Origin of the sequence: Gillisella vitis (genome assembly GCF_001541345.2) — a bacterium.
GTDB classification, from domain to species: Bacteria; Pseudomonadota; Alphaproteobacteria; order Rhizobiales; family Rhizobiaceae; genus Allorhizobium; species Allorhizobium vitis.
The window spans coordinates 24,967-51,203 of record NZ_LMVL02000012.1; the positions used below are offsets into that span (position 1 = coordinate 24,967).

25 protein-coding genes and 1 tRNA gene are annotated in these 26,237 nt (G+C 56.0%); 11 read left to right on the top strand and 15 right to left on the bottom strand.

The features are described 5' to 3' along the window. Positions 1-82 precede the first annotated feature (82 nt). Positions 83-877: a class I SAM-dependent methyltransferase gene (locus ASB66_RS25110; protein ID WP_060717868.1), complete on the top strand. Its 795-nt coding sequence runs from the start codon at positions 83-85 to the stop codon at positions 875-877. A 49-nt stretch (positions 878-926) separates the two neighbouring features. Here the strand turns inward: ASB66_RS25110 and ASB66_RS25115 are convergent, their stop codons facing one another. Then, complete coding sequence (locus ASB66_RS25115) at positions 927-3,356, bottom strand: mechanosensitive ion channel domain-containing protein (protein ID WP_234613548.1); 2,430 nt, start codon at positions 3,354-3,356, stop codon at positions 927-929. Positions 3,357-3,626: 270 nt separating this feature from the next. Here ASB66_RS25115 and ASB66_RS26395 point away from each other — a divergent pair, with 270 nt between their 5' ends. Then, the gene (locus ASB66_RS26395) at positions 3,627-3,779 is read left to right on the top strand and encodes a hypothetical protein (RefSeq protein ID WP_156545310.1); all 153 of its coding nucleotides are present in this window, start codon (positions 3,627-3,629) and stop codon (positions 3,777-3,779) included. A gap of 47 nt (positions 3,780-3,826) precedes the next feature. Here the strand turns inward: ASB66_RS26395 and hutX are convergent, their stop codons facing one another. Together hutX and hmuQ are read right to left on the bottom strand one after the other, a co-directional pair. Next, positions 3,827-4,360 carry a heme utilization cystosolic carrier protein HutX gene (gene hutX / locus ASB66_RS25125; RefSeq protein WP_060717865.1) on the bottom strand — a complete coding sequence of 178 codons (534 nt, stop codon included), beginning with the start codon at positions 4,358-4,360 and terminating at the stop codon, positions 3,827-3,829. 7 nt (positions 4,361-4,367) lie between these two features. After that, positions 4,368-4,709, bottom strand: coding sequence for a heme-degrading protein HmuQ (hmuQ, locus tag ASB66_RS25130; protein ID WP_060717864.1), 342 nt, complete (start codon positions 4,707-4,709; stop codon positions 4,368-4,370). A 330-nt stretch (positions 4,710-5,039) separates the two neighbouring features. Between hmuQ and ASB66_RS25135 the strand changes: the two genes are divergently transcribed. The 3 genes from ASB66_RS25135 to ASB66_RS25145 are packed head-to-tail and all read left to right on the top strand — an operon-like array spanning position 5,040 to position 7,845. After that, positions 5,040-5,939: a heme/hemin ABC transporter substrate-binding protein gene (locus tag ASB66_RS25135; RefSeq protein WP_234613560.1), complete on the top strand. Its 900-nt coding sequence runs from the start codon at positions 5,040-5,042 to the stop codon at positions 5,937-5,939. Further along, entirely contained in the window at positions 5,936-7,021 is a 1,086-nt protein-coding gene (locus ASB66_RS25140; RefSeq protein WP_060717862.1) for a FecCD family ABC transporter permease, read from the top strand. The genes ASB66_RS25135 and ASB66_RS25140 overlap by 4 nt, the downstream gene beginning before the upstream one ends. Positions 7,022-7,056: 35 nt before the next feature. Continuing rightward, positions 7,057-7,845 carry a heme ABC transporter ATP-binding protein gene (locus ASB66_RS25145; protein ID WP_060717861.1) on the top strand — a complete coding sequence of 263 codons (789 nt, stop codon included), beginning with the start codon at positions 7,057-7,059 and terminating at the stop codon, positions 7,843-7,845. Between the two features lie 262 nt (positions 7,846-8,107). Here ASB66_RS25145 and ASB66_RS25150 read toward each other — a convergent pair. The 4 genes from ASB66_RS25150 to ASB66_RS25165 form a co-directional block, all read right to left on the bottom strand. Beyond that, positions 8,108-8,183: transfer RNA gene (locus tag ASB66_RS25150), tRNA-Lys, on the bottom strand. A 138-nt stretch (positions 8,184-8,321) separates the two neighbouring features. Beyond that, the gene (locus ASB66_RS25155; RefSeq protein WP_015916420.1) at positions 8,322-9,239 is read right to left on the bottom strand and encodes a PhzF family phenazine biosynthesis protein; all 918 of its coding nucleotides are present in this window, start codon (positions 9,237-9,239) and stop codon (positions 8,322-8,324) included. A 74-nt stretch (positions 9,240-9,313) separates the two neighbouring features. Next, complete coding sequence (locus ASB66_RS25160) at positions 9,314-10,069, bottom strand: NUDIX hydrolase (RefSeq protein ID WP_060717860.1); 756 nt, start codon at positions 10,067-10,069, stop codon at positions 9,314-9,316. 257 nt (positions 10,070-10,326) lie between these two features. Next, positions 10,327-12,003 (bottom strand): methyl-accepting chemotaxis protein, encoded by a 1,677-nt coding sequence (locus ASB66_RS25165; protein ID WP_060717859.1) that lies wholly within the window; start codon positions 12,001-12,003, stop codon positions 10,327-10,329. 410 nt (positions 12,004-12,413) lie between these two features. On the opposite strand from ASB66_RS25165, the gene ASB66_RS25170 reads away from it, so the two are divergent. After that, positions 12,414-13,286, top strand: coding sequence for a MerR family transcriptional regulator (locus tag ASB66_RS25170; RefSeq protein ID WP_060717858.1), 873 nt, complete (start codon positions 12,414-12,416; stop codon positions 13,284-13,286). Positions 13,287-13,432: 146 nt separating this feature from the next. On the opposite strand, the gene ilvC is transcribed toward ASB66_RS25170, so the two are convergent. The 4 genes from ilvC to ASB66_RS25200 all read right to left on the bottom strand — a co-directional run bounded on the left by ilvC (position 13,433) and on the right by ASB66_RS25200 (position 16,991). Beyond that, a complete protein-coding gene (gene ilvC, locus ASB66_RS25175; protein WP_015916424.1) occupies positions 13,433-14,452 on the bottom strand; it encodes a ketol-acid reductoisomerase in 1,020 nt (339 codons plus the stop codon). A gap of 57 nt (positions 14,453-14,509) precedes the next feature. Further along, the gene (locus ASB66_RS25180) at positions 14,510-15,133 is read right to left on the bottom strand and encodes a TetR/AcrR family transcriptional regulator C-terminal domain-containing protein (protein WP_041698078.1); all 624 of its coding nucleotides are present in this window, start codon (positions 15,131-15,133) and stop codon (positions 14,510-14,512) included. A 312-nt stretch (positions 15,134-15,445) separates the two neighbouring features. Next, positions 15,446-15,955, bottom strand: coding sequence for a peptide-methionine (S)-S-oxide reductase MsrA (gene msrA, locus ASB66_RS25190; RefSeq protein WP_060717856.1), 510 nt, complete (start codon positions 15,953-15,955; stop codon positions 15,446-15,448). Positions 15,956-16,694: 739 nt separating this feature from the next. Next, positions 16,695-16,991, bottom strand: coding sequence for a PRC-barrel domain-containing protein (locus tag ASB66_RS25200; protein WP_060717855.1), 297 nt, complete (start codon positions 16,989-16,991; stop codon positions 16,695-16,697). Positions 16,992-17,436: 445 nt separating this feature from the next. On the opposite strand from ASB66_RS25200, the gene ASB66_RS25205 reads away from it, so the two are divergent. Further along, positions 17,437-17,664 (top strand): hypothetical protein, encoded by a 228-nt coding sequence (locus ASB66_RS25205; RefSeq protein WP_060717854.1) that lies wholly within the window; start codon positions 17,437-17,439, stop codon positions 17,662-17,664. A 69-nt stretch (positions 17,665-17,733) separates the two neighbouring features. On the opposite strand, the gene ASB66_RS25210 is transcribed toward ASB66_RS25205, so the two are convergent. Continuing rightward, positions 17,734-18,198, bottom strand: coding sequence for an Lrp/AsnC family transcriptional regulator (locus ASB66_RS25210; protein WP_060717853.1), 465 nt, complete (start codon positions 18,196-18,198; stop codon positions 17,734-17,736). A 174-nt stretch (positions 18,199-18,372) separates the two neighbouring features. Here ASB66_RS25210 and ASB66_RS25215 point away from each other — a divergent pair, with 174 nt between their 5' ends. From ASB66_RS25215 to ASB66_RS25225, 3 genes are all read left to right on the top strand, one after another. Further along, positions 18,373-19,086 (top strand): aspartate/glutamate racemase family protein, encoded by a 714-nt coding sequence (locus ASB66_RS25215; protein WP_060717852.1) that lies wholly within the window; start codon positions 18,373-18,375, stop codon positions 19,084-19,086. Positions 19,087-19,156: 70 nt separating this feature from the next. Then, positions 19,157-19,777, top strand: a complete 621-nt coding sequence (locus tag ASB66_RS25220) for a TetR/AcrR family transcriptional regulator (RefSeq protein WP_114387027.1) — start codon at positions 19,157-19,159, stop codon at positions 19,775-19,777. 173 nt (positions 19,778-19,950) lie between these two features. Further along, positions 19,951-21,165 carry an MFS transporter gene (locus ASB66_RS25225; protein ID WP_060717851.1) on the top strand — a complete coding sequence of 405 codons (1,215 nt, stop codon included), beginning with the start codon at positions 19,951-19,953 and terminating at the stop codon, positions 21,163-21,165. A 78-nt stretch (positions 21,166-21,243) separates the two neighbouring features. On the opposite strand, the gene ASB66_RS25230 is transcribed toward ASB66_RS25225, so the two are convergent. Both ASB66_RS25230 and ASB66_RS25235 read right to left on the bottom strand, forming a co-directional pair. Further along, positions 21,244-23,019, bottom strand: coding sequence for a methyl-accepting chemotaxis protein (locus ASB66_RS25230; protein ID WP_060717850.1), 1,776 nt, complete (start codon positions 23,017-23,019; stop codon positions 21,244-21,246). A gap of 442 nt (positions 23,020-23,461) precedes the next feature. After that, complete coding sequence (locus ASB66_RS25235) at positions 23,462-23,872, bottom strand: winged helix-turn-helix transcriptional regulator (RefSeq protein ID WP_060717849.1); 411 nt, start codon at positions 23,870-23,872, stop codon at positions 23,462-23,464. A 238-nt stretch (positions 23,873-24,110) separates the two neighbouring features. Here ASB66_RS25235 and ASB66_RS25240 point away from each other — a divergent pair, with 238 nt between their 5' ends. After that, the gene (locus ASB66_RS25240) at positions 24,111-24,986 is read left to right on the top strand and encodes an SDR family oxidoreductase (protein WP_060717848.1); all 876 of its coding nucleotides are present in this window, start codon (positions 24,111-24,113) and stop codon (positions 24,984-24,986) included. 124 nt (positions 24,987-25,110) lie between these two features. Here ASB66_RS25240 and ASB66_RS25245 read toward each other — a convergent pair whose 3' ends face one another. Further along, positions 25,111-25,863, bottom strand: coding sequence for a pyridoxine 5'-phosphate synthase (locus ASB66_RS25245; protein ID WP_060717847.1), 753 nt, complete (start codon positions 25,861-25,863; stop codon positions 25,111-25,113). Positions 25,864-26,237: the final 374 nt, after the last annotated feature.

Consider the following 26,237-nt stretch of genomic DNA (forward strand, 5'->3'; position numbering starts at 1 on the left):
CTCCAGACATGGAGTTGCAACGCTGAATTTCAAGCGTTTCATGATCTGAACCGGGATAAACCAGCTTAACAGGAACAGTCACATGCCAACAGCAACCAGCGAGAAAAATACAGTGAACGAAAATCACGACCACCACGTGCAGCAGAATTTCGGCCCAAAGGCCAGTGCCTATGTGGAAAGCGCCGTCCACGCTTCCGGCGCCGATCTGGTTCGCCTGGGCGACATCGCCCGCACTGCCAATGCCAGCAACGGTATTGATCTGGGCTGTGGTGGCGGCCATGTCGCCTATGCGATCGCACCGCATATGACAACCGTGACCGCCATTGATCTCTCCGCCGATATGCTGGCCGCCGTCTCGCAAACCGCAACGGAGCGCGGCTTGACGAATATTGCAACACTCAGGGCTTCAGCCGAACATTTGCCCTGTGACGATGGTCAGTTCGACTTTCTCGCCTGCCGTTTTTCCGCCCACCACTGGCACGACGTCCATGCCGGACTGCGGCAGGCACAGCGCGTGCTGAAACCGGGCGCACCGGCAATCTTCATCGATGTGGTCTCGCCGCCATCGCCATTGCTGAACACGCATCTGCAAGCAGTCGAGTTGCTGCGCGACACCTCGCATGTCAGGAACTATATGCTGAGCGAATGGACGCACATGCTGGGACAGGCTGGCTTTGCGATAACAACCTGTCAGACCAGCCGACTGCGGATGGATTTCAAGGTTTGGACGGACCGCATGAAGACACCGGATGCCATGCGCACCGCCATCCGCCTGTTGCAACAGGATGCCGCCACGGAGACAAAAGCGCATTTCAAAATCGAATCCGACGGCTCCTTCATGCTCGACGTGGCGCTATTTGAAACCCACCGGATATAACGAAACCGGCTCGTCGCAAGCTGTCTTGCCTGCGACGAGCCGGTACCTATTACGAAGCGGGTGATGGTGGCAGCGGCGCCGCTGCTGCCACGACATCTTCCGCATCAGCGGCTTCTTCCTTCAGAATCACGCCTTCAGCCTTGAATCTTTCGAAAATCCCCAGTCTCAACTCGTTGCGCACGGCAAGCCCGTTCAAGACATCGCCGACAAACACCCGGACTTCAAATTCAAGGTCCGCTCCATCAAATTTCTTGAAGACGACGACCGGTTCGGGGGTGCGCAACACGCCGGGTACATCGCTTGCCACCTCTCTCAGCATGCCCATCACATGGCGCGGATCATTGACCGCCTTGGCGGCAATCTCCATATCGATCCGACCCAGCTTGTTGCGATGCGTCCAGTTACCGACCGAGGCATTGATCAGCTGCGAATTCGGCACAATGATCGACTGGCGCTGAAAGGTTTCGATTTCCGTGGCGCGCACCGAAATACGCCGCACAAAACCTTCACTCGTGCCCGTCGCCACCCAGTCGCCGACCTTGAAGGGCCGCTCGAAGAGCAGGATCAGGCCGGAGACGAAGTTGGAAATGATATTCTGCAAGCCAAAACCGATACCGACCGACAAGGCACCGGCAACCAGCGCCAGGCTGGACAGGTTGATACCGGCCGCCGACAGCCCCATGAAACCGGCGACAATCGCACCGAAATAGCCGACGGAGGTTTTGACCGAGTTGCGCACGCCCGGATCGACCTGCGACCGCGCCATGACATTACCGTCCAGCCATTTCTCGAACCAGCGGGTCAGCACCACGCCAATCAGGAAAATGGCGATCCCGCTGAAGATGCCGACGATGGAAATACTGATGCCACCGACATTGATCTGGATGAACAGGTTATAGAACCAGGTCTGGATATCCGGCGGCTGGAACCCCCAGGACATCATGATCAAGGGAACACCGATCACGAAAACAAAGCCGTAGATCAGCAATCCGGCGGCAATACCAAACTGGTCGAGCGCGACTGGTCCAAAATTGAAACGGCGCTGCAGGAAGCGGCCAACGATCGTCTCGGCAAACCGGTCACGCTCGGATACAGCCCGACCTGAACGGATGCCGATATACATGGTGGCCGCCACGCCCCCCGTCAGGATAAGCTGGCTGGCGACAAACCGGGCCAAGCCGATATAGCCGATCAGGCTGGTGAAGATCAGCCAGACGCCGCAGACCCGAAGAGCGATGGCTGTCCGCTTCGACCAGGGACGGCCACCCGTAGCGGCTTCATCCTCGGATTTCGGCAGAAGCGGACGAATGAAGGAAACCCAGAGCAGGATGAGACCGACCAGGCTTGACGACACCATACCCTTCAACACCGAGAGCTCGACTGGCGATCCCAATGTCTGCGCAATACTGGACAGGCCATAATCGAGACCGTTGATAACAGTCATAGCCACGAAGGCCGCTACCAGCTGGCGGCTGCCCCGGTCGGACACATGCACGAGCCGCCATTTGGGCGCCCATGGATTGAACACGGCAATGGCAAGCCGCGACGAGAAAAACACCAGCCAGAATACGCCGAAAAACGACGCGATAATCGGCTCGATGTCCGGCCGCATGACGCTGAAGGTATCGAGAAAGAAATAACTGGAAATCAGAAAGAAACTGAAGGCAAAGGACGGCATGATCGTCGCCCAGAAGGCCACCGAAAACCGGCTCATATAGGAGGGGTTTTCCTCCAGCTTGCCCCGCTCGATGATCGGCCCCAGAATCCGCTGAAGAACGAGCCGTAATCCCAGCGCCATGGCTAGCGACAGAACCATGGCCGAGACCAGCGAAATTTTCTTGAAGCGCCAGGCAAAGCCCGCCCACCCCTCGAGCATATCGGTAAAGCGGCTCGCTTCCGTGCCGTAGGACAAGGCTGCATCCGTCATACTGTCAACGGAAATGTCCGTATGAGCCAGCAATTGCCGCGTGAACAATTCCCTTCGCGCGGCAGTGACCTTGATGGACAAATCGCTCGCAGACTTGCTGACTTCATCGATCCGGTTCAGGACCGAAGCAACCTGTGCTTTCTGGGCATTGAGTTTGTTTCGCTGCTGGGTCACGTCAGCGGCTTCAGCAGGCTGACCGTCCTTCGGCGGATCGCCGAGCTCTTTCAAGCGAGCGGCAATATCATCCTGACGCGGCGCGATCAGCAGCTTCATGGCCTGCAATTGGCCGACGATATCGTCCAGGCTGGATTTGGCCTCCATCAACTCGCGGTCGTTGTTTCCAGCCTTTTGCGGAATGCCGGCAAGCGAATCGATTTTCTTTTGTAACTGGTCAAGCGTCGTAGGTGCCTTGGCAACCGGATCGTCATCGGCAAAATTACTATCCTGCGCCAGTGCCGTCCCGACAAAACCATGAAGCCCGGAAGAACTCATCCCGACAGCAATCAGCAGGATGATCGGAAATAGCGCTAGAAATTTCTTCAGGCTCTGCAAATCACTGTCCCTTTGTCCGTATCGATTACAGCGCCGCGCAGATAACATGCTGCACGAAAACTGCCGTAGCACTCTCATCCTGCGGCATGATCCCTTAACCGGAATCGGCATCAGAAATAATGCAGAACAGTCTGTCAGTTTTATAGTGACCCAAACAGACCATCGTTCTTTTGTTTTCGTTTGTCTTTTCGGGAAAACCGGTTTCCGCTGATTCCCCAGACAAACTCCAGACGCCGCCATACTGGCCTGCCGCATATTTCAGGCCAATCGATGACCAAACTGCCTTATGCACAAGACAGCAACATAACCAAGCAGGACGGCAGCCCTCAATTGGCGCCATGCATGCGTTCAATACTCGATTCCCGGCACTTTCAAAACAAACAGCAAAAGCAAAAAGCCGCCGGGAAGGTTTCCGGCGGCTAAGCAAAGCTCTACGAATTTTAAAGTCACCAGATTGGCAATAACCAGCCCTATCCCGACACCACGTCCCGATACTGGGAGCGCAATTGCTCGAACTGGTCGACTTGCTCGGCGATCAAGGTCTTTTGCGCATCCCTGCGCACGAAGATCTTCAACATTGCAGCACCTTCGCCATTCATGAACCACACCGACAGGGAGCGTCTGCCATGAAACATCCGGTCGACAAAGGCGATGGAACGGCAATGGTCGATACGGATATGGCCGCCGACCGGACTGTCGCCGTGAATGTTGAACCATCCATGGCCAATGGACCCCGGCGGCAGAGCGCCGACCACTTCCAGAACGACATCTTTGGTGTGGACGATGGTCAGCACATCGCCCCAACCGGACAAATGGGTCCAGATTGGTTCGAAAGCCTCTGATGGCGCGATGGTCACACAATCTGGCGGCAGAATAGCCAGAATCTCGGCGGGCGTCACCCCCGCCTCCGCAGCAATGGTTTCCACAACGCCATCAGGTTTTTCGGCAAGCGCTGCTTTGGCAACCTCAAGCAGTGAAAGGCGGGCGGTATCGACAGCAGCCATGATCGCCTCAGGCCGCCTTGGAGCTGCGCGTACCCGTGCTGTCTTCATGAAGGATCACTTCAAACCCTTCAAAATGCGGACCGCCAAGATATTGAACCTTGCTCTGCCCGGCATTGGCATGGGCGGCGCGGAACTGCTCGGACTTTGTCCAGGCAACGAAGGTTTCATGGCTTTCCCAGACCGTATGGGACACATAAAGCGAGTGGTCCTCGCCCTTGGGGCCTTTCAACATATGAAATTCGACATAGCCCGGCACTTCCGCCAGGCGGCCCTGACGATCACGCCACTGAGCCTCGAACACGTCCTCGAAACCGGGAACGACACGAAATCGGTTCATTGCAATATACATAGTCTGCTCCACACGTTGGCTGAAAACACTATGCTGCATAATTCCTCAAACCGGAATTGATTTGAGGAATTATGCAGCGAATATAAAGCGTTACAGCATTTTTTTGCGTTTGACAAAACACACGGCGCTATCATGCACCTTGTGCTGTTGCGTCATTATGAAAACTTGTGCATTATAGTCAAGTTAAAATCCAGCCCGTTGTTGTTCGTCGTCATTCGTCATGTGAAGACCGGACCCGACGCCCGCGAAGGGGCTCGATTACTATACACAATCCAGCTCTGAAAACGCATGAAATGGCGTTGCCTGAGCAACCTTCAGGACGATACCTTGATGAGACCTTCTTCTCTTCTGACCGCGCTTGCACTTTTCGGTATTGTTACCTTCTTGCCTCCCCTCCCTTGGACCATGACGCCAGCGGCCTTCGCGGCGGACAGCTTTCCCCAGGCCAGCCGCATCGTCTCGATTGGCGGGACGGTCACCGAAATTCTCTATGACCTGGGTGCCGGGGAACGCATCGTTGCGGTCGATTCCACCAGCCTTTATCCTCCTGAAGCATCGTCAAAGCCAAATGTTGGCTATATGCGCCGCCTTTCCGCCGAGGGCATACTGGCCCATAAGCCCGATCTCATCCTGACGGAGGCGGGCTCCGGCCCGCCCGATACCCTAGCGGTGCTGGCGCAAAGCGGGGTCGCGCTGGTGAATATCTCTCAACAGCCTTCGGCGGAAACCGTCGCTCCCCGTATCCGTGCCATCGGCGCGGCAATCGGCAAGGGTCCGCAGGCAGAGGCATTGGCGAGCCGGTTCGAGACGCAATTGGATAAGCTAAAGACTGATCTCGCCCACCTTCCAGCCCAGAAAAAGCGGGTCCTGTTCGTGCTGTCCATCGCCAATGGTCGCATCATGGCCGCTGGCAAAGACACAGCCGCCGATGCGATGATCCGGCTTGCCGGCGCCACCAATGCGGTGGCCGACAGCACAGGCTACAAACCACTCAGCGATGAAGCCGTGATTGCCGCAGCACCCGAGATTATTCTCACCATGGACCATGGAGCAGCGCAGATATCCGCTAAGGAAATCTTCGCCTTGCCTGCCCTTGCCACAAGTCCGGCGGCCAAGACGCAAGGCTTTCTCAGCATGGATGGGCTTTACCTGCTAGGCTTTGGACCGCGCACCGCCGACGCAGCCCGGGAACTGGCGTCCAAGCTGTACCCAGAGGCGACCATCCAGTGACGATTGTCGCAACCTCATCATCAGAGCCACTTGCACCCAGGGGCGACCGCTCGCGCCGTGGGATGGCAGCCGTGCTTGTATTGGCGGCATTGCTTGTAACCGCATGCTTCATCTCTCTGGTCAACGGGCCAACCGGGGTTGGCTGGAGCGACCTTGTCAACTATCTCTCCGGAAAAGGCGTGCTGGCGCAGCAGGACCGTGTCGTGTTGGAGGCGGTGCGCTTGCCGCGCACCTTGCTGGGTATTCTGGTGGGCGCGGGCCTTGGGCTTTCCGGGGCGATGATGCAGGGCCTGTTTCGCAATCCGTTGGCCGATCCCGGCATTGTCGGCGTCACCTCCGGGGCAAGCCTTGCCGCAGTGGCGGCCATTGTGCTTGGCCCCGGTCTGCTTTTACCTCTGCAAACGGTACTTGGAGATGAACTCCTGCCGGTCATGGCCTTTTCCGGCGCCCTGCTCAACACCGCCCTGCTCTATGCCATCGCCACTCGCGGCGGCCAAACCTCGACCATTGCCCTGGTCCTATCAGGCATTGCCATCGGCGCACTTAGCATGGCCGCAACGGGCCTGATGATCTTCATGGCCGACGACCGGGCCTTGCGTGACATCACCTTCTGGAGCCTGGGATCACTGGGTGGAGCGACTTATGCCAAGGCAATGTCAATCGCCCCCTTCGTTCTGGGTGCCCTTGCTACCGTGCCCTTCATCGCGCGTGGACTGGACGCACTCGTGCTTGGCGATGCCGCTGCTTTTCACATGGGAATTCCAGTGGAGCGGTTGAAACGCGTCAGCGTGCTGATCGTTGCCGCCGCCTGCGGGGCCGCTGTGGCCGTGGCCGGTTCGATAGCCTTTATCGGCATCATCGTCCCACACCTGCTGCGCATGGCCATCGGCCCATCGCACCGTTTCCTTTTACCGGCCTCCGCGCTGGGCGGCGCAAGCCTGCTGCTTCTGGCTGACAGCCTTGCCCGCACCATTGTTGCACCGGCGGAACTGCCAATCGGCATCGTCACCGCACTGATCGGCGCGCCGGTTTTTCTGCTCTTGCTGCTCGGTAAAAGCGGACGCGGGATGGTGCAAGACTAGAACCTGCTCAATGAGAATGCCTGGGGATACGCACCATGATAACCGCAGAAAATCTGACATTGCACCGGCACGGACGCTTGCTGCTGGACAGGATCAGCCTACGTCTTCAGCCAGGTCGCTTCACCGTCATTATCGGTCCAAACGGCGCAGGCAAATCAACCTTGCTGAAACTGCTCTGCGGCGACCTAAAAGCTGATGAAGGCAGGATCACGTATGACAGTCAGGATATTACCCGGCTGAAGCCGCAATACCTAGCCCGCAGGCGTGGGGTGCTACCGCAAAACACGAGCCTTTCGTTCCCGTTTACTGCCCTGGAAGTGGTTCGGATGGGCGCCATGGCCTCTGGAAGCCTCAAGCCAATGCAAGTCGCAAAACAGGCGTTGGCCCGCGTGGCTCTATCAGCATTTGAAGCGCGGCCCTACCATGCCCTGTCCGGCGGCGAGCAACAGAGGGTGCAGCTTGCCCGCGTCCTGGCGCAACTGCCGACAGCGGTGGATGATACTGGCCCACGCGCCCTGTTTCTCGATGAGCCAACCTCAAGCCTCGATCTTGCCCACCAGATTTCCGTCCTGGAAATCGCCCGCACCTTTGCCGCTGACGGCGGCGTAGTCCTTGCGGTTCTGCACGACCTCAACCTAGCCGCGGAATTCGCCGACAGTCTGATCGTGCTGAATGGTGGTCGGTTGATTGCCGAGGGTCCGCCGCAAACGGTCATCCGAGACGACATCATCGCCTCCGTCTATGGACTGAGTGGAACGGTCAGCCGCGCCCCTGCCCATCTCCCCTTCGTCCTGCCGCAATCCAGGCTGAACATCCCGGCTTAATCAGCCGGAACCAGACATTCCCGATAAAAGTTATCCACAGGAATCCACAGCTATTTTTGGATGAATACAAGGAATAAATGTGAACAAAACGAGAAAAACAATCGCTACATGAGAACATAAGCGGATCATAGATTTTTTCAGAAAAATCGTTTGTACGAGCTTGTCTGCGTCCGTCAGATGTCGTTTGACGAAGTAAAAACCAAGAGCACCGCCTCATACCCGAGGCTAATGAGTTCACAACTGAACTTGAATAAAAAGATAATGGTGGGTGATGTAGGGTTCGAACCTACGACCCGCTGATTAAGAGTCAGCTGCTCTACCAACTGAGCTAATCACCCGCCTGCAGCGCTTCGTTTGTGCTTCATCGCTGCCGTGAGCGGGGATATAAAGGGGTTGCCTCCCCTTGTCCAGCGCCGTTTTGAAAAAAATGACATGAAACAGCAAAAAAAATCAAAACTCGAAAAAACCAAGGAAAATCAAATGTCGAGCATGCCGGAAGCGATGCGGACGGCGGTGCCGCCGATGCGGGCGCGGAAAACTTTGCCTTCCTTGGTGTCGATATGCAGATGGATGAAGGAGGGGCGCCCCATTTCCACACCCTGCTCGATCAGCAGCGGATGGTGGCCGTCCGGGAGCGCGTCAAAATGCTGGATAGCCCCTGAAAGCGCCGCCACCGCCGAGCCTGTGGCCGGGTCCTCGGCTATGCCCATATCGGGGGAAAACATCCGGGCGTGAAAGTCAGCCGCGTGGTGAACGCCACCACGGCAATAGACATAGGCCGAGGTCAGTGCGCCGTCACAGAAAGGCGCGGCCCGCTCCCAGAGTTGCGGATCGAACTCGATGCTTTCGACATCCCCCAGACTGCTGACCGGAATGAGCAGGAAAGGCACGCCAGCCGACCAGATAGACGGCAGGTGGTTTTCGAAAAGCAATTGGTTCGGCTTCAGGCCAAGCGCATCGGCGATGCCCTGGCGGTCGAGCGGAAGTTGTATCTGGGTGGAGGTTTTCGGCAGATCGAATTCGGCAAAACTCGCCTCACCCGGCCTCAGGCTTACGGCACAGCGCACCGGGCCGATCTTTTCATCGATCACCGAAACCAGATCGAGCGGCCCTTCACGATCCTGATGAGCTTTTTCCGCCAGACCGATCGCCGTGCCAACCGTCGGGTGGCCGGCAAAGGGAAGCTCACGACCGGGGGTGAAAATCCGGATACGCGCCACATGCGCGACATTGACGGAGGGGAAAACGAAAACCGTTTCCGAAAGATTGAATTCCCTCGCTATCGCCTGCAACGCATCGTCATCGAGATCCTCGCAATCGAACACGATTGCCAAAGGATTGCCGCACAGCTTCTTGTCGGTGAAGACGTCGTAAATGCAATAGTGTCGAGCCAAACAAGCCTCCAGTCGCCGTTACAATGCCAGCAAACTGCACGAGCAGCGCCAGCCATGCAAGACGAACCAGCCACTTAGCCGGGAAAAATCCAATCCAACAGGGGATACATGTCTGGCGTGTAATCATGCGCATTGCGATCCGCCGAGCGAATAGCCACGGCGCGGGCAATTTCCTGTTCTTCATCGACAGCCATATGGGCTGCGATTCGCTCAAAAATCGCCTCAGTCGTCAGGGCCAGGCGAAACACCCGAAACAACGTGACCCGACGGCCCCGGCGATATCCCCGCAATTGCGGATCGATCACCGCATCATCTACCGACAGTCCGGTTTCTTCCTGCACCTCGCGACGCATATTGGCATCGACATCGACCATCGCATCGATAATATCGGATGCATCGAGCGAGCCCGCCGGACAATAGACCCGGCCTGCATTGGCGGTGTGAGCGGCCATTTCCACCGCGATCAAGGCGCCATCAGCCGAAATCAGCACCGGAAACCCGAACAGGTGATAGCCGCTCTGCGGTTCCGCCTGGCGGCGCCAAAACAAAAAGGCCGAATAAGGGATAAGATGCCCCGCGCCAGTCACCGCTCCCTGCCCGATCTGCAAGTCATCGAACAACACCATGGCGCCATCGAAAAGAGCGGGATTGGCCGCCGACTCGGCCTGCCAATTTCGGTGAATTGCATCGCGATGCGCGCTATGAAACGGATGCTCCCCAGACTTCACCCGCAATTCCAGCCGATTCACATCGAATATTTCTCCATCCGCAGGCCAGGACAGATGATCGTCAGCGGCTTGCGGCAGAATGGCTTTTGCGTGGGACAGCATGGATGAAACTTTCTTTTCCAGTCTCTGGTTTTTGCAGTTCACGGCTCTCGCAGGTCTGAAATACACCAGATCACTGTTTATTCGCTGTGATCGAGTGACTTTGTAAAGGTATCGCAGCGCAAAAAGATGACGGTCTCGTCACGTCTTTGCGTTTTGCCCATGTTTAGACCAGAAAGCACATCCCAGGACAGCGCAAAAAAAGCGCCGCACGCATGGAGCGCACGACGCTTATTGAAGACCAATACGCGATTTTATGGTCAGGCGGCGCGAGAATAGGTTGACGAGGAGCCAGACGGAGCCGTCTTGAACTGAGCGACCATCTGGAACAAATCGTCGACATCCTTGGCAAGCGAGAAAGCCGCTGCCGTTGTCTCCTCGACCATGGCTGCATTCTTCTGGGTAGATTGGTCGATGACATTGACGGAACTGTTGATTTCCCGCAGCGCGGTGGTCTGTTCCTTGGAGCCTTGGACGATTGCCGTGACATTGGTATCGATGGCGCGGATCTGATTGAGAATATTGTCCAGTGCCGTGCCGGTCTGGGCGACAAGGTCTACGCCACGGCCAACCTGCTTGCCGGACGTGCTGATCAACTGCCGGATTTCCTTGGCTGACGAAGCCGAACGCTGGGCCAGTTCGCGGACTTCCTGGGCCACGACCGCAAAACCCTTACCAGCTTCACCGGCGCGGGCGGCTTCGACACCGGCATTCAGTGCCAGAAGATTGGTCTGGAAGGCAATCTCGTCGATCACACCCAGGATGCTGGAGATCTGTCCCGAAGACTGCTCAATCTCGTTCATGGCAACCACGGCATCCCTGACGATAACACTGGATTGCTCGGTATTCAGCCGGGTCTGCTCCATCAACCGTCCAACTTCCTCGGCCCGCTTGGCGGAGTCGGCAACCGTTGTCGTCACCTCTTCCAGTGATGCGGCTGATTCCTCCACGGACGCTGCCTGTGCTTCGGTACGGCGCGACAGATCGTTGGCGGCCTCCTTGATTTCATTGGTGCTCGACGCGATGGACCTGGCGCTCAGGGCGACACCGTCCATTGTCGTGCGCAAATGGCTGAGAGCTTCGTTGAAATCGACACGCAGTTTTTCCATGGTCGGCACGAACGTGTTGTTCAGCGTGCCGGTGAGATCGCCGCCCGCCAAGGCCTTCAACGCGGCACCCAGATGGGAAATAGCATCCATCCGGTTCGACACATCGGTTGCAAACTTCACCACCTTATAGACTTTGCCGCGCGCATCGAAGATCGGATTATAGGACGCCTGTATCCAGACATCGTGGCCATCCTTGGCGATGCGCCGGAACTCATTGGCCAAGGTCCGTCCAGCCGCCAGATCGCGCCAGAAGGATGTGTAGTCAGCGGAAGATGCATAAGCCTTTTCACAAAACAGACTGTGATGGCGCCCGACAAGTTCCGTCAGACTATAGCCCATCGCTTTGCAGAAATTTTCATTGGCGGTGATGATCTTGCCATCCGGGGTAAACTCGATGACCGCCATCGACGTCGAAATCGCCTTCAGCTTGGCATCGTCCTCCATCGCATGCAATTTAACGCTGGTGATATCCGTGGCGTATTTGACGACCTTATACGGCTTATCACCCTTCATAACCGGATTGTATGAGGCTTCGATCCACACATCCCGACCATCCTTGGCAATACGGCGATATTGGGCGCGCTGGAATTTACCCTGCCGCAACCCTTCCCAAAAATTCCGGTAATCGCTGGTCTCAACCTCGCTGGCATCGACGAACATGCGGTGGTGCTTGCCTTTGATTTCAGCCAGACTGTAGCCAAGCGCTCGGCAGAAATTGTCATTGGCATCCAAAATGATGCCATCAAGGCTGAATTCTATGACGGCCTGCGACTTGCGAAGAGCCGAAATTTCCGATTTGGCATCAGCACCCAGTCCAAAAATAGTCATGCCTGAATCCTTCAACCTTTAGCCTGCAAGCGCGTCCTATTGCGCATCTGATGACATCAGTGTCACACAGAAAAATATACAATCAATTTCTAAATTAGAAATTATCGCTCAAAGATGTATATTATGCAAACCAAGTAAATATCGGGTTATCCTGACGACTTAAATTCCCCTAAATTCTAATGGTAAAATCACTAAGTATTTAAAAAAAAACAGAAATAGTCAACGCACAGAAGAAAATCCGCCAGTCCTGCACAGGGCATGCAGCCCCTCTGGCATCGACAAAATTGTCGTCTCCGCGCTGGGGAAGGCACTCTGTCGATTATCCAAACATAGACAGAAAGTCGATTTGCAATCTCATCGGCCATTCCGTATATTATTTGCAACTACAATAAAAATTAAGGCGACGAGCTATGAAGGAGACGTATTCGCTTCGTGAAGTCGTGAACGAGACCGGCCTGACGAAGCTGGTCCTGCATGCTTGGGAGCGCCGCTATGCAGCAATCGTACCCAAACGCACCGACACTGGCCGCCGCATCTACCGGCATGAGGATCTTGTCCGCTTGCAACTGCTGAAGGCCTGCGTCGACAACGGACAACGGATCGGCTCCATTATCCATTTATCGAACGAAGAGCTGAAACGATCCGTGATGAACCAGGAGCGTTTGGACGACCTGGAGCCTATTTTTAGAGCCGTGGAAAACCTTGACGGAGAAACATTGGACCAGCTGTTGAGCACCCGCTTCATCGCGCTGGGGCCTATCGATTTTTCAAAGCACGTCGTCCTGCCATTCATGGCGGACATCGGCCGGCGCTGGGCGGAGGGCCACCTGTCCATCGCGTCAGAACATCTCGCCTCGTCTTCGGTCAGGGTGCTGTTGAACGGCGCGTTCAAACTCATGGCATCGCCGCGCAGTTCTCAAAGAATAGTCTTCACCACGCTTGAAGGCGAGTTGCATGATATCGGCGGGCTAGTGGCGGCGCTGATCGCCCGCAGCCATGGCATCCACACCACCTATCTCGGCGCGCAGCTTCCGGCCAAGGATTTCGTCGCAATGACAAGGCAAACCGGCTCGACCGTGGTGTGCATCAGCGGTGCCTTCAAACGCATCCGCAATTTTGAGCTAGAGATCAAGGAGATCCGAAAGGCCTTACCGTTGGATATCCCGCTCTGGCTGGGCGGAGCGGCCTTCATGAACCTACCTCCCCTTGAGGGCGTGTGCTATTTTCAACAGATGGAACAGTTTGAAGAGGCCGTCATCGCCCTGCAAGGCGAAAACCTCTGACACGATAAAGCGCCGCATGTCGGCTGACATCGGCGCTTTATCGTTTCGGTGCGGGCCTTATAACCAGCTGGTTCTTGGCGATCCCCCCGCGATGCCGAAGGCACGCAGACAAGAAAGCTTGGATCGCCAAGAGCATTCGAGGTTAGTTAGTTGCGAGCCTTGTCAACCAACTGGTTCTTGGCGATCCAAGGCATCATGCCGCGCAGCTTTGCGCCGACTTCTTCGATCTGGTGCTTGTCGTTCATGCGGCGAATGCCCTTGAAGCGAGCGGCACCGGCGCGGTATTCCTGCATCCAGTCCGAGGTGAACTTGCCGGTCTGAATGTCGTGCAGAACGCGCTTCATTTCAGCCTTGGTTTCAGCGGTGATGATGCGCGGACCGGTGACGTATTCGCCCCATTCAGCAGTGTTGGAGATCGAGTAGTTCATGTTGGCGATACCGCCTTCATAGATCAGGTCTACGATCAGCTTTACTTCGTGCAGGCACTCGAAATAGGCCATTTCAGGCGCATAGCCGCCTTCAACCAGCGTTTCAAAGCCAGCGCGGATCAACTCAACCAGACCGCCGCACAGAACGACCTGCTCGCCGAACAGGTCGGTTTCGCATTCTTCCTGGAAGGTGGTTTCGATAATGCCCGAACGGCCACCGCCAACGCCACAAGCGTAGGACAGAGCCACTTCAAGGGCGTTGCCCGATGCATTCTGGTGAATAGCAACGAGGCAAGGTACGCCGCCGCCCTTCTGGTATTCGCCGCGAACCGTGTGGCCAGGGCCCTTCGGTGCGATCATCACAACGTCAACGGTGTTCTTTGGCTCGATCAGGCCGAAGTGAACGTTCAGGCCGTGGGCGAAAGCGATTGCTGCGCCATCACGGATGTTGCCGGCGATATCAGCCTTGTAGATGTCAGCCTGCAATTCGTCAGGTGTTGCCATCATCATCAGGTCTGCCCAGGCAGCCGCTTCGGCAACGGTCATGACCTTGAAGCCATCGGCTTCAGCCTTGGCAATGGTGGCAGACCCTGCCTTGAGAGCGATCACGACGTTCTGTGCGCCCGAATCCTTGAGGTTCAGCGCGTGCGCGCGGCCCTGGGAGCCGTAGCCAATGATGGCGACTTTCTTCGCCTTGATGAGGTTCAAATCGGCATCACGATCATAATAGACGCGCATTGTGTTATCCTTCCCTATGCTGTGTCTGATGTTGAGTGTTTTATCTCTCGCCAGGATTTACGCTGACGATGTCTTGTCCGTGCCGTGCAACACAAGAAAGGCGGACACCGCCTTGTGTGCGCGGGCGTCGAATTTTCGTGGCTCGGGTTTTTCACCCAGAAGCAGGCGAACATGAAGATCGGAAACGATCAGGCCGTAAAGCGTGCGATAGGCATCCTCGCCGTCTTCAAACCGCAACAGCCCATCGCGTCGTCCGGCATCCAGCAGCGCCCTCGCCCGGCGGTCGATCTGGCGGCGGCCACGCTCCAGCAGCATTTGCCCCAGTTTCGAGCCGTCGCGACTGGTCTGGCCAATGGCAAGACGGTTCAGCGCCAGCGAGATTTCACCAGACAAGACATCCAGCAAATCGCGGGCAAAAACCTGCAAATGATCGGCCAGCATCTGCGGCGTCAGGCGCTCGCCGGCCCGCTCGAAGGTGCGCACTTTGCTCGCCTGGTAGGAAATCATCGCTGACAGCAAACCGTCGCGATCCCCAAACCATTTATAGAGGCTTTCCTTGGAGCAATTGGCCGCGCGCGCCAAACCGGCCGTGGTCAATGCCTTGTCACCGCCTTCGACCAACAGGCGCAGGGCCTCCGCCAGAACCGCGCTCTGGCGTGCAGAGAATTCTGCTGTTGGCATGGCATTGCTCGACACGTGAAAGCCCTTCAATCTAAGTACCGTACGGTACGGTTCTTGTTAACGCGCTTCGCAATGCTCGTCAAGCGCAGAGTGATTGATAAGGCTGAAGAATGCCGCGATGACATGAAAAAGGGGGAATTTCAGGCGAAAGCGCCAAGCGATTTTGGCAGCCGGAAGACTTTGAAAACGGAGAGAAGGAGCATTTCCGCGTTTCACTGAAAAGCGGAAATGCTTAATGATCTCAAGGCAAGACGCTGAGAGAAAAATCGAGAAACTGCCGCCTTCAAAATGCGGAATGTCTTTAAACGGCGGTTATGCCACGGCCTGACGTTTCGGCAGTTTCCAATTTGGCCGCGGAAAATGGCAGGTATAGCCGTTTGGAATGCGCTCAAGATAATCCTGATGCTCCGGTTCGGCCTGCCAGAAATCGCCCACAGGCGCAAGTTCGGTCACCACCTTGCCAGGCCAGATGCCGGAAGCATCCACGTCGGCAATGGTGTCCGCGGCAATCTTTTTCTGCTCTTCACTCGTGTAGAAGATCGCGGAACGATAGCTGACGCCGACATCATTTCCCTGTCGATTGGGCGTGCTTGGATCATGGATCTGGAAGAAGAACTCCAGGAGATCGCGAAAGCTCACCTTTGATGGATCGAAGATAATTTCAATCGCCTCGGCATGCGTTCCATGATTGCGATAGGTCGCGTTCGCGACATCGCCGCCGGAATATCCCACTCGGGTAGAGATTACCCCGGGACGCTTGCGGATCAGGTCCTGCATGCCCCAGAAGCAACCGCCTGCCAACACTGCGCGCTCACTCGTCATGGACGTATCTCCTATGGTTGGAATGCAATCTATGTAGGAACTATAACACCCTGTTTCCAGCGGCCAATCGGCATAGTAACGGCCTTGATGCCCATGGCGGCAGAATAATCCACCCGCCCCTGCCCGACAAAAAGTGGAAAGTCATCTCCTCATGTAGCTTTTTGTACCGTTATCGGTAAGGCAGAACCGCCCACCCCGGGGACCAACGCAAAAGCTGCCGGAACGGCATGAGCAAGATTCTTCCGAAGATGGGGCCGAAGATGGGGCCAAAAATGGAGCCATGGGCGGTGTCAGGTTGAACGCAGGACCATCCGTCCGACCTTCCGTTCCCTCCATAAATCTCGAGCATGACTTCTTGCTGGCGCTGATTGAGCCATCATTACAGACAAAAAGATCGCCGCGACACATTGCGATGCCCGCCTTACGACCACTACAGGGGAGATTTTCAGCGTGTAAAAAGGTTGGCATCACACAAACTACTGCCGAAAAAACCGCCAATCTCATGAAAAGGCCAGTCCGGTCTATGGGTCGAGAACACCTTCGTCGGGGCGCAGGTCCAGAATATCCATAAACGGCGTTCAGGTCGCGCCGCCACCGACGGTCCCATTCCCGGCCTAAATCAGCTCTATATCCCATGAAAATGGCCACCCTGATCCCAAGGTGGCCATAATATCGTATTTAAGTGGAATTTCACATAACATACGTCATGGAAATCTTGCCTCGCGAATGCCTGGGACGATTAATCCTTATGCGCAGGCATGTCCTTCAGCTGATCCTTCGTCCATGTGGTGACGGCATGGACGTCGCCATCTTCATCCCGCATGAATTGGAGATCCGACAAGGGAACGCCGACCGGCTTTGCGCCGATACCCAGGAAGCCGCCGACATCGATGATCGCAGTGCCGCTGGCACCCAGACCATGGACGTGATCCAGCTTGCCGACCTTGTGATCGTCAGCACCATAAATGGTTGCACCTTCGAGCACGGCAGGGGTGAGTTCAGCAGTGGTGAGACGAACGTGATTGGTATGATCCATTGGGTTATCCTCCTTGTTTGTACTGTAGAGGTAACCAACGGGGCAGAGGTTTGTTCCCTGCTTAACAAACCAAAGCGTGTACAGAGAGTCAGGATCGAATCTCCGGCACTTCTTCGCACCCTATCTGGCAGAGCCATCGCATAACGCGACCATTGCACAATTTTGCATCACATCCGTGTCTTCCAAACGCTGTTCCGCATCAAAAGGAAGTGAGACTGCCGAGAGCAGACTGCCCAAGGCGAAAATCCGTGGAGATAGCACAATTAATAGGCTGATTTTGCTAGATTTTTGCAACCATAACTCGACAAGAGGCACCAACGCATGCCTGCAATGCCTTTTCGGTCAGGCGCGCGCCGTTGCAAAGCGCAGCAAAAGCGCCCAGATTCCAGGCATCGAACCGAAGAGTTCGACTTAATTTTATCCACTTGTAAAGTTGGAGAGATCCATGAAGACCTTTATCGCAACAGTCGTGTTCGCAAGCCTGATCGGTGCATCGGCATCGTTTGCCGCAACCACGACAAAGACCACCACCCAGCCTGCCCAGACCACTGCGTCCACGCAGACGGCTGCGCAACTGAACTCGAGCGACAGCAGCCAGCAGTCTTCCAGCAGCGAATGGCAGTTCAAGGCTCCCACAAAGAAGCCGCATCACCGCAACGAATTTAACGGCTGATTGCCGCGACCATCCCTGTCGGGACTCATCAGTAAGCGAAGCGCCGGTCTTTCGGCGTTTCGCCTGTTGTCACACAGCATAATCCACCGGCACCGCAGAACCGCTTTTCATCGTCTCCATCGAGATCGAGGCGGACACATCGAAAAGCTCGATACGCCGCACCAGCCGACGATAGACAACGTCGTAATGCTCGACCCGTGGCAGGACAATCTTCAAGATATAATCATGATGGCCGGTCAGGCGATGCGCCTCGACAATTTCGGCGATATCGGTGATCGCCCGGCGAAATTCCTCAGTCCATTCATCGGTATGATGGGCGGTTTTTACCAAGGCATACACGGTTGTCGGCACGCCCACCTTGTCGCGATTAAGCACGGCGATCCGTCGCTCGATATACCCACCCTCTTCCAGCTTCTGAATCCGGCGCGAACAGGCCGAAACCGAAAGAGCAACCTTATCAGCCAGATCGCTCACGGCAATGGCGGCATCTCGTTGCAGCAGGTCCAGAATCTTTCTGTCTCTCTCATCAATCACGCCTTAATTCTCCGCTCTTCAGGATAGACACGCAAACTACACGCGCATTTCCAACCTTTCTCGCAATTTTCATGCAGAGCCTAACCCGATTTTCGAGAAATTTGCAAATCAACCGCTTCAATCCACTGGCATAGTTCTGTTCATCACCACCAAAGACACTAGGGGAACACGACTATGCGGATGATCGGCTTGATTGGCGGAATGAGTTTTGAAAGCTCGGCGGTTTACTATCGGCTTATCAACGAAGCGGTTCGCCATCAGTTGGGCGGTTTGGCATCGGCTGAAATCGTCATGCGGTCAGTCGATTTTTCGCAGATCGTTGGCTACCAGAAGGCAGGCCGTTGGGATCTGGCGGAAAAGGTGCTGGGCGATGCCGCTGCGGCCCTGGAGCGCGCCGGTGCCGAATGCGTGCTGATCTGCACCAACACCATGCATCTGATTGCCGATGCCGTGGCAGCGCGTGTTTCCGTGCCGCTTATTCATATTGTAGATGCAACAGCCCAGGCCATCAAAGACGCTGGCTTCAAACGGCCCCTGCTGCTCGCCACCCGCTACACGATGGAGCATGGCTTTTACACCGATCGCATGCGCGCCCTCGGCCTGCTGCCCATGGTGCCATGCTCAGAGGATCGCGGCACTGTCCATGATGTGATTTTCGACGAACTCTGCGCTGGCCGGGTCGAACAACAATCGCGGGCGGCCTATCAGTCGATCATAGAAAAGGCCAAGGCAGACGGTGCCGATTGCGTCATTCTCGGCTGCACCGAGATTTGCCTTTTGCTCAATCCAAACGATCTTTGCCTGCCGGGCTTTGATTCCACCGCCATTCATTGTGGGTCTGCGGTAGAGTTTTCGCTTACTCCGCAAGAGGTTAAGAAGATCGCCTGAACGCATTGACTGCGGTTTGTTGATCGCAGTCAATTTTTTGCTTGATTTGGAAACGATCATTTCCTATTGTATGACCATGATGAACCAGCCAACAAAATCCGGCAGACCAGCGGGTCGCCCTCGGGAATTCGACACGGACGTGGCGCTGGACGCTGCCTTGGTGGTGTTTTCCGAACGCGGCTATCAGGCCGCCTCGATCAGTGAACTTGCCGAAGCCATGGGGTTAACGGCAGGCAGTATCTACAAAGCGTTCGGCGACAAGCGCGGCGTTTTTCTGGCCGCCTTCGACCGCTATTGGTCGGTACGCCATGCGATGATCCTGAAGCGCATGGCACCGCTTAAGACCGGGCGGGAAAAGCTATTTGCCCTTTTGCAGCATTATGCCGAACACGCCCATGGCGCGGCAGGCAAGCGTGGCTGCCTCGTCGTCGGCGGCGCCAATGATCTGGCCTTGCTGGATGCGGAAGCCTCCGCCCGGGTCGAACAGGCGTTTACCGCCAACCAGCAACGCTTGAAGGACCAGATTGTCACCGGACAGGCCGATGGCTCGATCCGAGCCGATCTTAATGCCGATGTCATCTCCAGCGCCCTGCTCTGCCTGACGATGGGCATGCGCGTGGTCGGCAAGACAGGCCGGACAGAAGACGAGATGCAGGCCGTGGCGCAAGCGGCACTGCGGCTTTTGGACTGAACAGGATTTCATCCGTTACCGCATTGCGCAGCAGCATGGTGCGGTGAGGTTAGCCGTAACACTTTCTATTCGCTGAACCATTCAACAGGCACTCACTCACACCAGTCCCCGCTCACACCAGTACCATGGTGTCCTCCCAAAACCATGGCGCCCCAAGCCGAGAAGCAACCACCATGACCCTTTCCAGCCCGCTTTTGCGGCATGACGCAGAACACGCTCTATCACCAGTCCTGACCTTTATCTTCGCCCTGGCCTGCGGGCTTATCGCCGCCAATCTCTATTACGGCCAGCCGCTGGCCGGGCCGATCAGCGCGGATTTGGGGTTCTCGCCCCAGGCAACGGGCCTGATCGTCACCCTCACCCAACTCGGTTACTGTCTCGGCCTGCTGCTGCTGGTGCCGCTGGGTGATCTGATCGAAAACCGCAAGCTGGTGATCATCCTGATTGGTCTTGCCGCGCTGGCCCTGCTGGGCGGTGCGCTTTCGACCTCACCGGGCCTTTTTCTGCTGGCCTGCCTTGGTATTGGCCTTGCCTCCGCAGCCGCCCAGGTTCTGGTTCCCTTTGCCGCCAGCATGGCGCCGGATGCCTCGCGCGGACGGGTTGTCGGCAATGTCATGAGCGGGCTGCTCTGCGGCATCATGCTGGCGCGGCCCATTGCCAGCTTCATCGCCGAGGCATCCTCCTGGCATGTCATCTACGTCCTTTCGGCGGTCGCGATGCTCGGACTGATGGTGGTGCTCGGCATGACCCTGCCCCGTCGCCAACCCCATGCGCAGATCGGCTATGGCGCCCTTTTGTCCTCCATGGCCCACATGGCGCTGACCAACCGCGTGCTCCAGCGCCGGGCGCTTTATCAGGCCGGCATGTTCGGTGCCTTCAGCCTGTTCTGGACCACGACGCCGCTGCTGCTGTCTGGCCCGCATTTTGGCCTGAGCCAAAATGGTATCGCGCTGTTTGCACTCGCCGGGGCATCTGGTGCCATTGCCTCCCCCATTGCCGGACGGATGGCCGATCGCGGCCTGACCCGGCAGATTTCCATCGGTGCCATGGTCATGGGCATCGCTGCGTTCCTGCTTGGCCGTTATGCTATTGAAACCTCGCCGATCACCGGCGTGATCTGCCTGACACTCGCCGCCATTACCCTGGATTTCGGTGTGCAAGCCAATCTGATCAGCGGCCAGCGCATCATCTATTCGATGACAGCCGCCCACCGCAGCCGGCTCAACGGCATCTATATGGCGACATTCTTTCTTGGCGGAGCGCTTGGCTCAGCCATCGGCGGCTGGGCCTATGCGACAGGCGGATGGTCGCTGACCGCCTGGATCGGCCTTTGCTTTCCCGCCGCCTCGCTTGTGCTGCTGCTGACGGAACACCAGCAAACGGCCTAAAATCTAAAGAGCCTAATAGGAAGCGCCGTGCGTTTTATAAAACGCACGGCGCTGCAACGGTTTAAATTTACTCAGTTTTTAAAACTCGCTCCAGCCGCCGGATTGAGATGCGACAGAACCCGCCACCTTCGACATCAACTCTCGTGCGGGCGATGTCGTGGGCCGATGTGCTGACGTCGCCGCGCCAAGCTGGCGTGACGAAGGCCTCATGCCGGTTCCACCCAGCTGGAACTTTTCAATCAACTCACGCAGACGCGCCGTTTCCTGGGCAAGCGATGCGCTGGCCGCATTTGTCTCTTCCACCATCGCCGCGTTTTGTTGTGTCACCTGATCCATCTGGTTGACGGCCGCATTGACTTCGGAAAGCCCGGTGGCCTGCTCGCGAGCCGAACTGGTAATGGCTTCCATATGTTCATTGACCGCAACGATATTCTGCTGGATCGTCCGAAGCGCCTCGCCCGTTTCGCTCACCAGTCTTACCCCGGTGCTGACCTCGTTTGAAGAATTGCGGATCAGTTCCTTGATTTCCTTGGCGGCCTGAGCGGATCTTTGCGCCAGTTCGCGAACCTCTTGTGCGACCACGGCGAAGCCCTTGCCTGCTTCACCGGCACGAGCCGCCTCGACACCGGCATTCAGCGCCAGCAGATTAGTCTGGAAAGCGATTTCGTCGATCACCCCAATGATATTGGAAATCTGATTGGACGAATTTTCAATGCGCGACATCGCGCCAACCGCATCCTCAACCACCTTTGAAGAGCGCACCGCATTGTCGCTGGCTGTCGATGCCGAATGACGGGCTTCTTCTGCACGTTTTGATGCATTCGAGACATTGACGGTAATTTCGTCAAGCGCCGCAGCGGTCTCTTCCAGGGAGGCGGCCTGCTGCTCGGTCCGCTTGGACAGATCTTCTGCGCTCTGGCTGATTTCGCGCGTGCCATTGTCGATCTGACTGGTTGAATGCGCCACCGCGCCAAGCGTGTTGCGCATCTGGAGCAACGCATCATTCATCGTGCGGCGCAGTTCTTCAAAATCCGGCGCAAACGGGTTGTCCAGAGTGAAGGTCAAATCACCCTGCGCCAGCCGCGTCAGGGCAGTGCCAATCGCATTGACCGCATTCACTCTTTCTGTCACGTCAGTGGCAAACTTGACCACCTTTGTAACCTTGCCCTTGGCATCAAGGATCGGGTTATAGGCGGCATTGATCACCACCTTCTTTCCATTCCTGCCGTAGCGAATGAACTCTGCCGATTGAACTTCACCGCGGCGCAAGCCAGCCCAGAACTCCTGGTAAGCGGTGGATTTTGCGTATTCGGGGTCAACCAGCATGCTGTGGTGGCGACCCTTTATGTCGTCCAGTTTATAATCAATCGCTTTGAGAAAGTTTTCGTTGGCGGTGACGATCTCACCTTCCGTGGTAAACTCGATAATGCCTTGAGAACGGCTGATCGCCATCATCTGCCCCTGGTAATCCAGGTTCTGCAATCGCTCCTTGGCATTGGCCCACTCGACAACAAAGCCAGTTGTCTTTCCACTTTCGCGCAGCGGCGTGACGATGAGATCGAATGCGCGGTGACCAACCCAAATCGTCGCCCGGTGCTGCGTTTTGAGAGCAGCCAGCATATTGCGCTGATGGGAAGGGTTTTTGTGAAAAATATCGATATTGCTGCCAATCAGCTTATTGAAATCAAAGCGTGGAAGTTCCTTCTTGAGGTCGGATTCGGCTTCCTTAAGCAGTTCCATGACGGATTCGTTCATATAGCGAATATTAAGATCAGCGTCCGAGATCATAATATTGGCGGTAATCAGCTTCAAAGATTGAGTCTGCATCCGAGCGGCACTAGAAATTCCAAACATTACGTGTAGTCCCTTTCCGACGAAGTGAGGAAGGCGCGAGAACAGGCTCTGTTCTGTCTAGAGCGTCGCGGATACCAACCAAAATGACATTGCCAGCATGAAGTGTAGCCGCAATCCCCCTATAATCTATTAATAAATTAGCTAATTCAAAATCTACAACACGTGAAAAAATTTCAAAAATTATAAAATTAAATCAAATACTTAAATAATATATCCTTGATAAAACGCAGGACGCGGTGCCATTCGACCATGCATGATGGTTGGCTTTTTTTAGTCCAGAACCAGTCTGGCTCGCGTCAATGTCTGGCGTTATCAAAGAACCAATTCGGTATGGTCTGGTCGTGCGCCATAGATGGCGCACGGCGCTCTCGCTCTTTATATATGTGGGATAATTTTCTCCTTAAATCCACGCCGATTTAGGAAACTATGCAGGCGTTCAGTCTCAAACATTCTGCATATCGAACCGAGCGCGAGCCTCGACCACGCGGCCATGATTGTCGATGGCAAATTCCACTAGGTGTTTGAGTGAAAATACCAGCTGCTCACCCATCTCCGTCAGACCATATTCTACGCTGGGCGGCTTGGTGGGAAAAACCCGCCGGTGGACATAACCATCGCGTTGCAGGTCTCTCAGGGTCTGGGTCAGCATACGCTGCGAAATATCCGGCACCAGGCGTCGAAGCTCACCGAAGCGATAGGGTTTCTCGGCAAGCGAACCTAGAATGAGCGTCGACCATTTGTCGCCGACATGGGAAATAACCGAGCGCACCGGGCAATTGTCTTCCGCCCGCTTGCTTTTGCTTACCCCCCTCGCCGTTGTCTGCGAGAGCGCGCGCTGCGTGACATCGTTCATGATGGTACCCTTTCTGTAACCAAAGGTGCTAAAACTGCCTTCTTTACAGCAGTTTCAAAAGACTGATTATAGTGCTGGTCTCAAATTGAGAGCAACAAGATAATAGGGTATAGAGTTTTACAGTCCGTGCGTTTTATAAAACGTGGAGACAGCTCTGTAACACTTTATATCCGCTGGATAATTTTCCCTTCAACCAATTCCGGTTCAGGGAATTATGCAGGAGCTGGGATAGAGAAATATGACCAAAATACTGATTACCGGAGCGTCTGGAAAGCTTGGAAGACTTGTCATCAACCATCTGCTGGAAAGCCAGAATATTGCCGCTGCTGATATCGTCGCTGCCAGCCGCAACCCGTCGGGCTTGGCGGATCTTACCGCGAAGGGCATCGAAACGCGACGAGCCGACTTCACCGATCCGGCATCGCTTGACCAGGCCTTTTCAGGCATCGACCGGCTGTTGATCATTTCCACCGACGCCATTGGTTCGCGCGTCGAGCAACACAAGGCAGCGATTGCCGCCGCGGCCAATGCCAAAGTCGGCCGGATTTTCTACACATCCATGCCAAATCCGGACACATCCAAGATCCTGTTTGCCCCCGAACATGCGCAGACCGAACAGGCCATCAAGGCTTCGGGCCTCGCCTATACGATTTTGCGCAACAACTGGTACATGGAAAATCTGTTTCTGACGCTGCCATCGGCTCTGGCCAGCGGCCAGTGGCATACATCCGCCGGAGAGGGCAAGACCGCCTATATCGCCCGAGAGGACATTGCCCGCGCCATTGCCAGCGCTCTGGCCAAGCCTGTGGCCGAAAACATCATCTATACGCTCAGCGGCAGCCGCGCCTATAGTAACAGAGAGATTGCCGCTCTCGCCGAAAAAGCCACGGGCAAGCCGCTTGCCGTGGTCGACATCACCGACCAGCAGTTGGAAGACGGCATGGTCGCTGCCGGCGTTCCCAAACCCGTAGCGCCGGTGTTCGCCTCAATCGATACGGCCATCCGCGCCGGTGACCTGGATGTGATAACCGATGACGCGCAAAGCTTGTCGGGTCATCCATTGCTGTCGCTAGAGGCCTTCATCGAAGCAAACAAGACCTCCCTCATCGGCTGATCGATCCATATCGACCACCGAGACAGGCTCCCGTGACCTCAGAATGACGCCAAGCAATCTCTGCTCAGCATGGCGTCATTCTGGATGGCCCATCTGGAATTTCTGGATAAATGGCACGCGGACTTCAAACCAGCTCGCCACAGGCCCGGCGAAAACGCCGAACGGTTTCGGCCATGCCGAATTCCAGCGCGTCCGCCGTCAGCGCATGACCGATAGACACCTCGGCCAGGAACGGAATTCGCTCCGCCAGCGCAGGGAGGTTGGCGACTGTCAGGTCATGACCGCCATTGACGCCCATGCCCTGAGCATGCGCCGCATCAGCGGTTGCCCCCAGAAGCGAAAGTTCCCGAGCCGCTTTTTCCGGCGCGTCGTAGCAGCCGCCATACGGCCCGGTGTAAAGCTCGATCCGGTCGGCGCCGGTCGCCTTGGCCGTGGCAACCGCCTGTGCATTCCCATCGCCATCAGCAAACAGGGAAACCCGCATGCCTGCCGCCTTCAATCGCGCAACGACATCTGTCAAAAACACTTGATGCGCGGCGAAATCCCAGCCATGATCAGATGTAGCCTGAGACGGGTCATCCGGGACCAAAGTCACCTGCTCCGGCTGCGCTTCTTCGCAAAGCTGTAGAAAATCTTCGCTGGGATAACCCTCGATATTGAACTCGGCCTTTGGAAACTCGTCATCGATCAACGCCCGCAGCAGCGGCAGGTCGCTGAACCGGACATGTCGCTGGTCGGGCCGCGGATGAACCGTCAGGCCTTGGGCACCAGCCTGAAGCGCCAGGCGACCGAAATGCCGGACATCCGGCCAGGGAAGATCGCGCCGGTTCCGCAGCATGGCGATGGCATTCAAATTGACGGATAATTTTGCTGGCATTGGCGAAACCCGTTTTCTTGCTGCGGCGCTCCAAGTCCGCACCCCGACGGTCATCGCCGTCCATCCACTTCTGTAAAACCTTGACGCAGAAAAGACCAACGAGATTATGCAATAAATCGATGGAAATTGATGATCGGTCGCCAGAAATTACCGGATAAAATGGGGACTTGCTTTGCTGCCCCCTGTTTTGGGCCAACCGAACCGTAAATCCATCTGGGGTGAACAGCACTGGCAAGCGTGAAAGCGTGTTCGAATCTTGATGTCCGAAAAATGACCGCGAAGAAAACATCCGAAGCCCTAAAAACCATGGGTTTGAATTTTAGTAAAACTGATGATAATATTACAAACAAGTGTTTAGATCGAACACCTTCAGA

What these genes read in the sequence shown, in the direction of transcription:
- ASB66_RS25240 (WP_060717848.1), top strand. Translation starts at nt 24,111, where the DNA reads ATGACCAAAATACTGATTACCGGAGCGTCTGGAAAGCTTGGAAGACTT.
- ASB66_RS25160 (WP_060717860.1), bottom strand. Translation starts at nt 10,069, where the DNA reads ATGCTGTCCCACGCAAAAGCCATTCTGCCGCAAGCCGCTGACGATCAT.
- hutX (WP_060717865.1), bottom strand. Translation starts at nt 4,360, where the DNA reads ATGGCTGCTGTCGATACCGCCCGCCTTTCACTGCTTGAGGTTGCCAAA.
- ASB66_RS25220 (WP_114387027.1), top strand. Translation starts at nt 19,157, where the DNA reads ATGACCATGATGAACCAGCCAACAAAATCCGGCAGACCAGCGGGTCGC.
- ilvC (WP_015916424.1), bottom strand. Translation starts at nt 14,452, where the DNA reads ATGCGCGTCTATTATGATCGTGATGCCGATTTGAACCTCATCAAGGCG.
- ASB66_RS25215 (WP_060717852.1), top strand. Translation starts at nt 18,373, where the DNA reads ATGCGGATGATCGGCTTGATTGGCGGAATGAGTTTTGAAAGCTCGGCG.
- ASB66_RS25205 (WP_060717854.1), top strand. Translation starts at nt 17,437, where the DNA reads ATGAAGACCTTTATCGCAACAGTCGTGTTCGCAAGCCTGATCGGTGCA.
- ASB66_RS25145 (WP_060717861.1), top strand. Translation starts at nt 7,057, where the DNA reads ATGATAACCGCAGAAAATCTGACATTGCACCGGCACGGACGCTTGCTG.
- ASB66_RS25135 (WP_234613560.1), top strand. Translation starts at nt 5,040, where the DNA reads ATGAGACCTTCTTCTCTTCTGACCGCGCTTGCACTTTTCGGTATTGTT.
- ASB66_RS25165 (WP_060717859.1), bottom strand. Translation starts at nt 12,003, where the DNA reads ATGACTATTTTTGGACTGGGTGCTGATGCCAAATCGGAAATTTCGGCT.
- ASB66_RS25170 (WP_060717858.1), top strand. Translation starts at nt 12,414, where the DNA reads ATGAAGGAGACGTATTCGCTTCGTGAAGTCGTGAACGAGACCGGCCTG.
- ASB66_RS26395 (WP_156545310.1), top strand. Translation starts at nt 3,627, where the DNA reads ATGACCAAACTGCCTTATGCACAAGACAGCAACATAACCAAGCAGGAC.
- ASB66_RS25180 (WP_041698078.1), bottom strand. Translation starts at nt 15,133, where the DNA reads ATGCCAACAGCAGAATTCTCTGCACGCCAGAGCGCGGTTCTGGCGGAG.
- ASB66_RS25230 (WP_060717850.1), bottom strand. Translation starts at nt 23,019, where the DNA reads ATGTTTGGAATTTCTAGTGCCGCTCGGATGCAGACTCAATCTTTGAAG.
- hmuQ (WP_060717864.1), bottom strand. Translation starts at nt 4,709, where the DNA reads ATGTATATTGCAATGAACCGATTTCGTGTCGTTCCCGGTTTCGAGGAC.
- msrA (WP_060717856.1), bottom strand. Translation starts at nt 15,955, where the DNA reads ATGACGAGTGAGCGCGCAGTGTTGGCAGGCGGTTGCTTCTGGGGCATG.
- ASB66_RS25245 (WP_060717847.1), bottom strand. Translation starts at nt 25,863, where the DNA reads ATGCCAGCAAAATTATCCGTCAATTTGAATGCCATCGCCATGCTGCGG.
- ASB66_RS25200 (WP_060717855.1), bottom strand. Translation starts at nt 16,991, where the DNA reads ATGGATCATACCAATCACGTTCGTCTCACCACTGCTGAACTCACCCCT.
- ASB66_RS25235 (WP_060717849.1), bottom strand. Translation starts at nt 23,872, where the DNA reads ATGAACGATGTCACGCAGCGCGCGCTCTCGCAGACAACGGCGAGGGGG.
- ASB66_RS25110 (WP_060717868.1), top strand. Translation starts at nt 83, where the DNA reads ATGCCAACAGCAACCAGCGAGAAAAATACAGTGAACGAAAATCACGAC.
- ASB66_RS25225 (WP_060717851.1), top strand. Translation starts at nt 19,951, where the DNA reads ATGACCCTTTCCAGCCCGCTTTTGCGGCATGACGCAGAACACGCTCTA.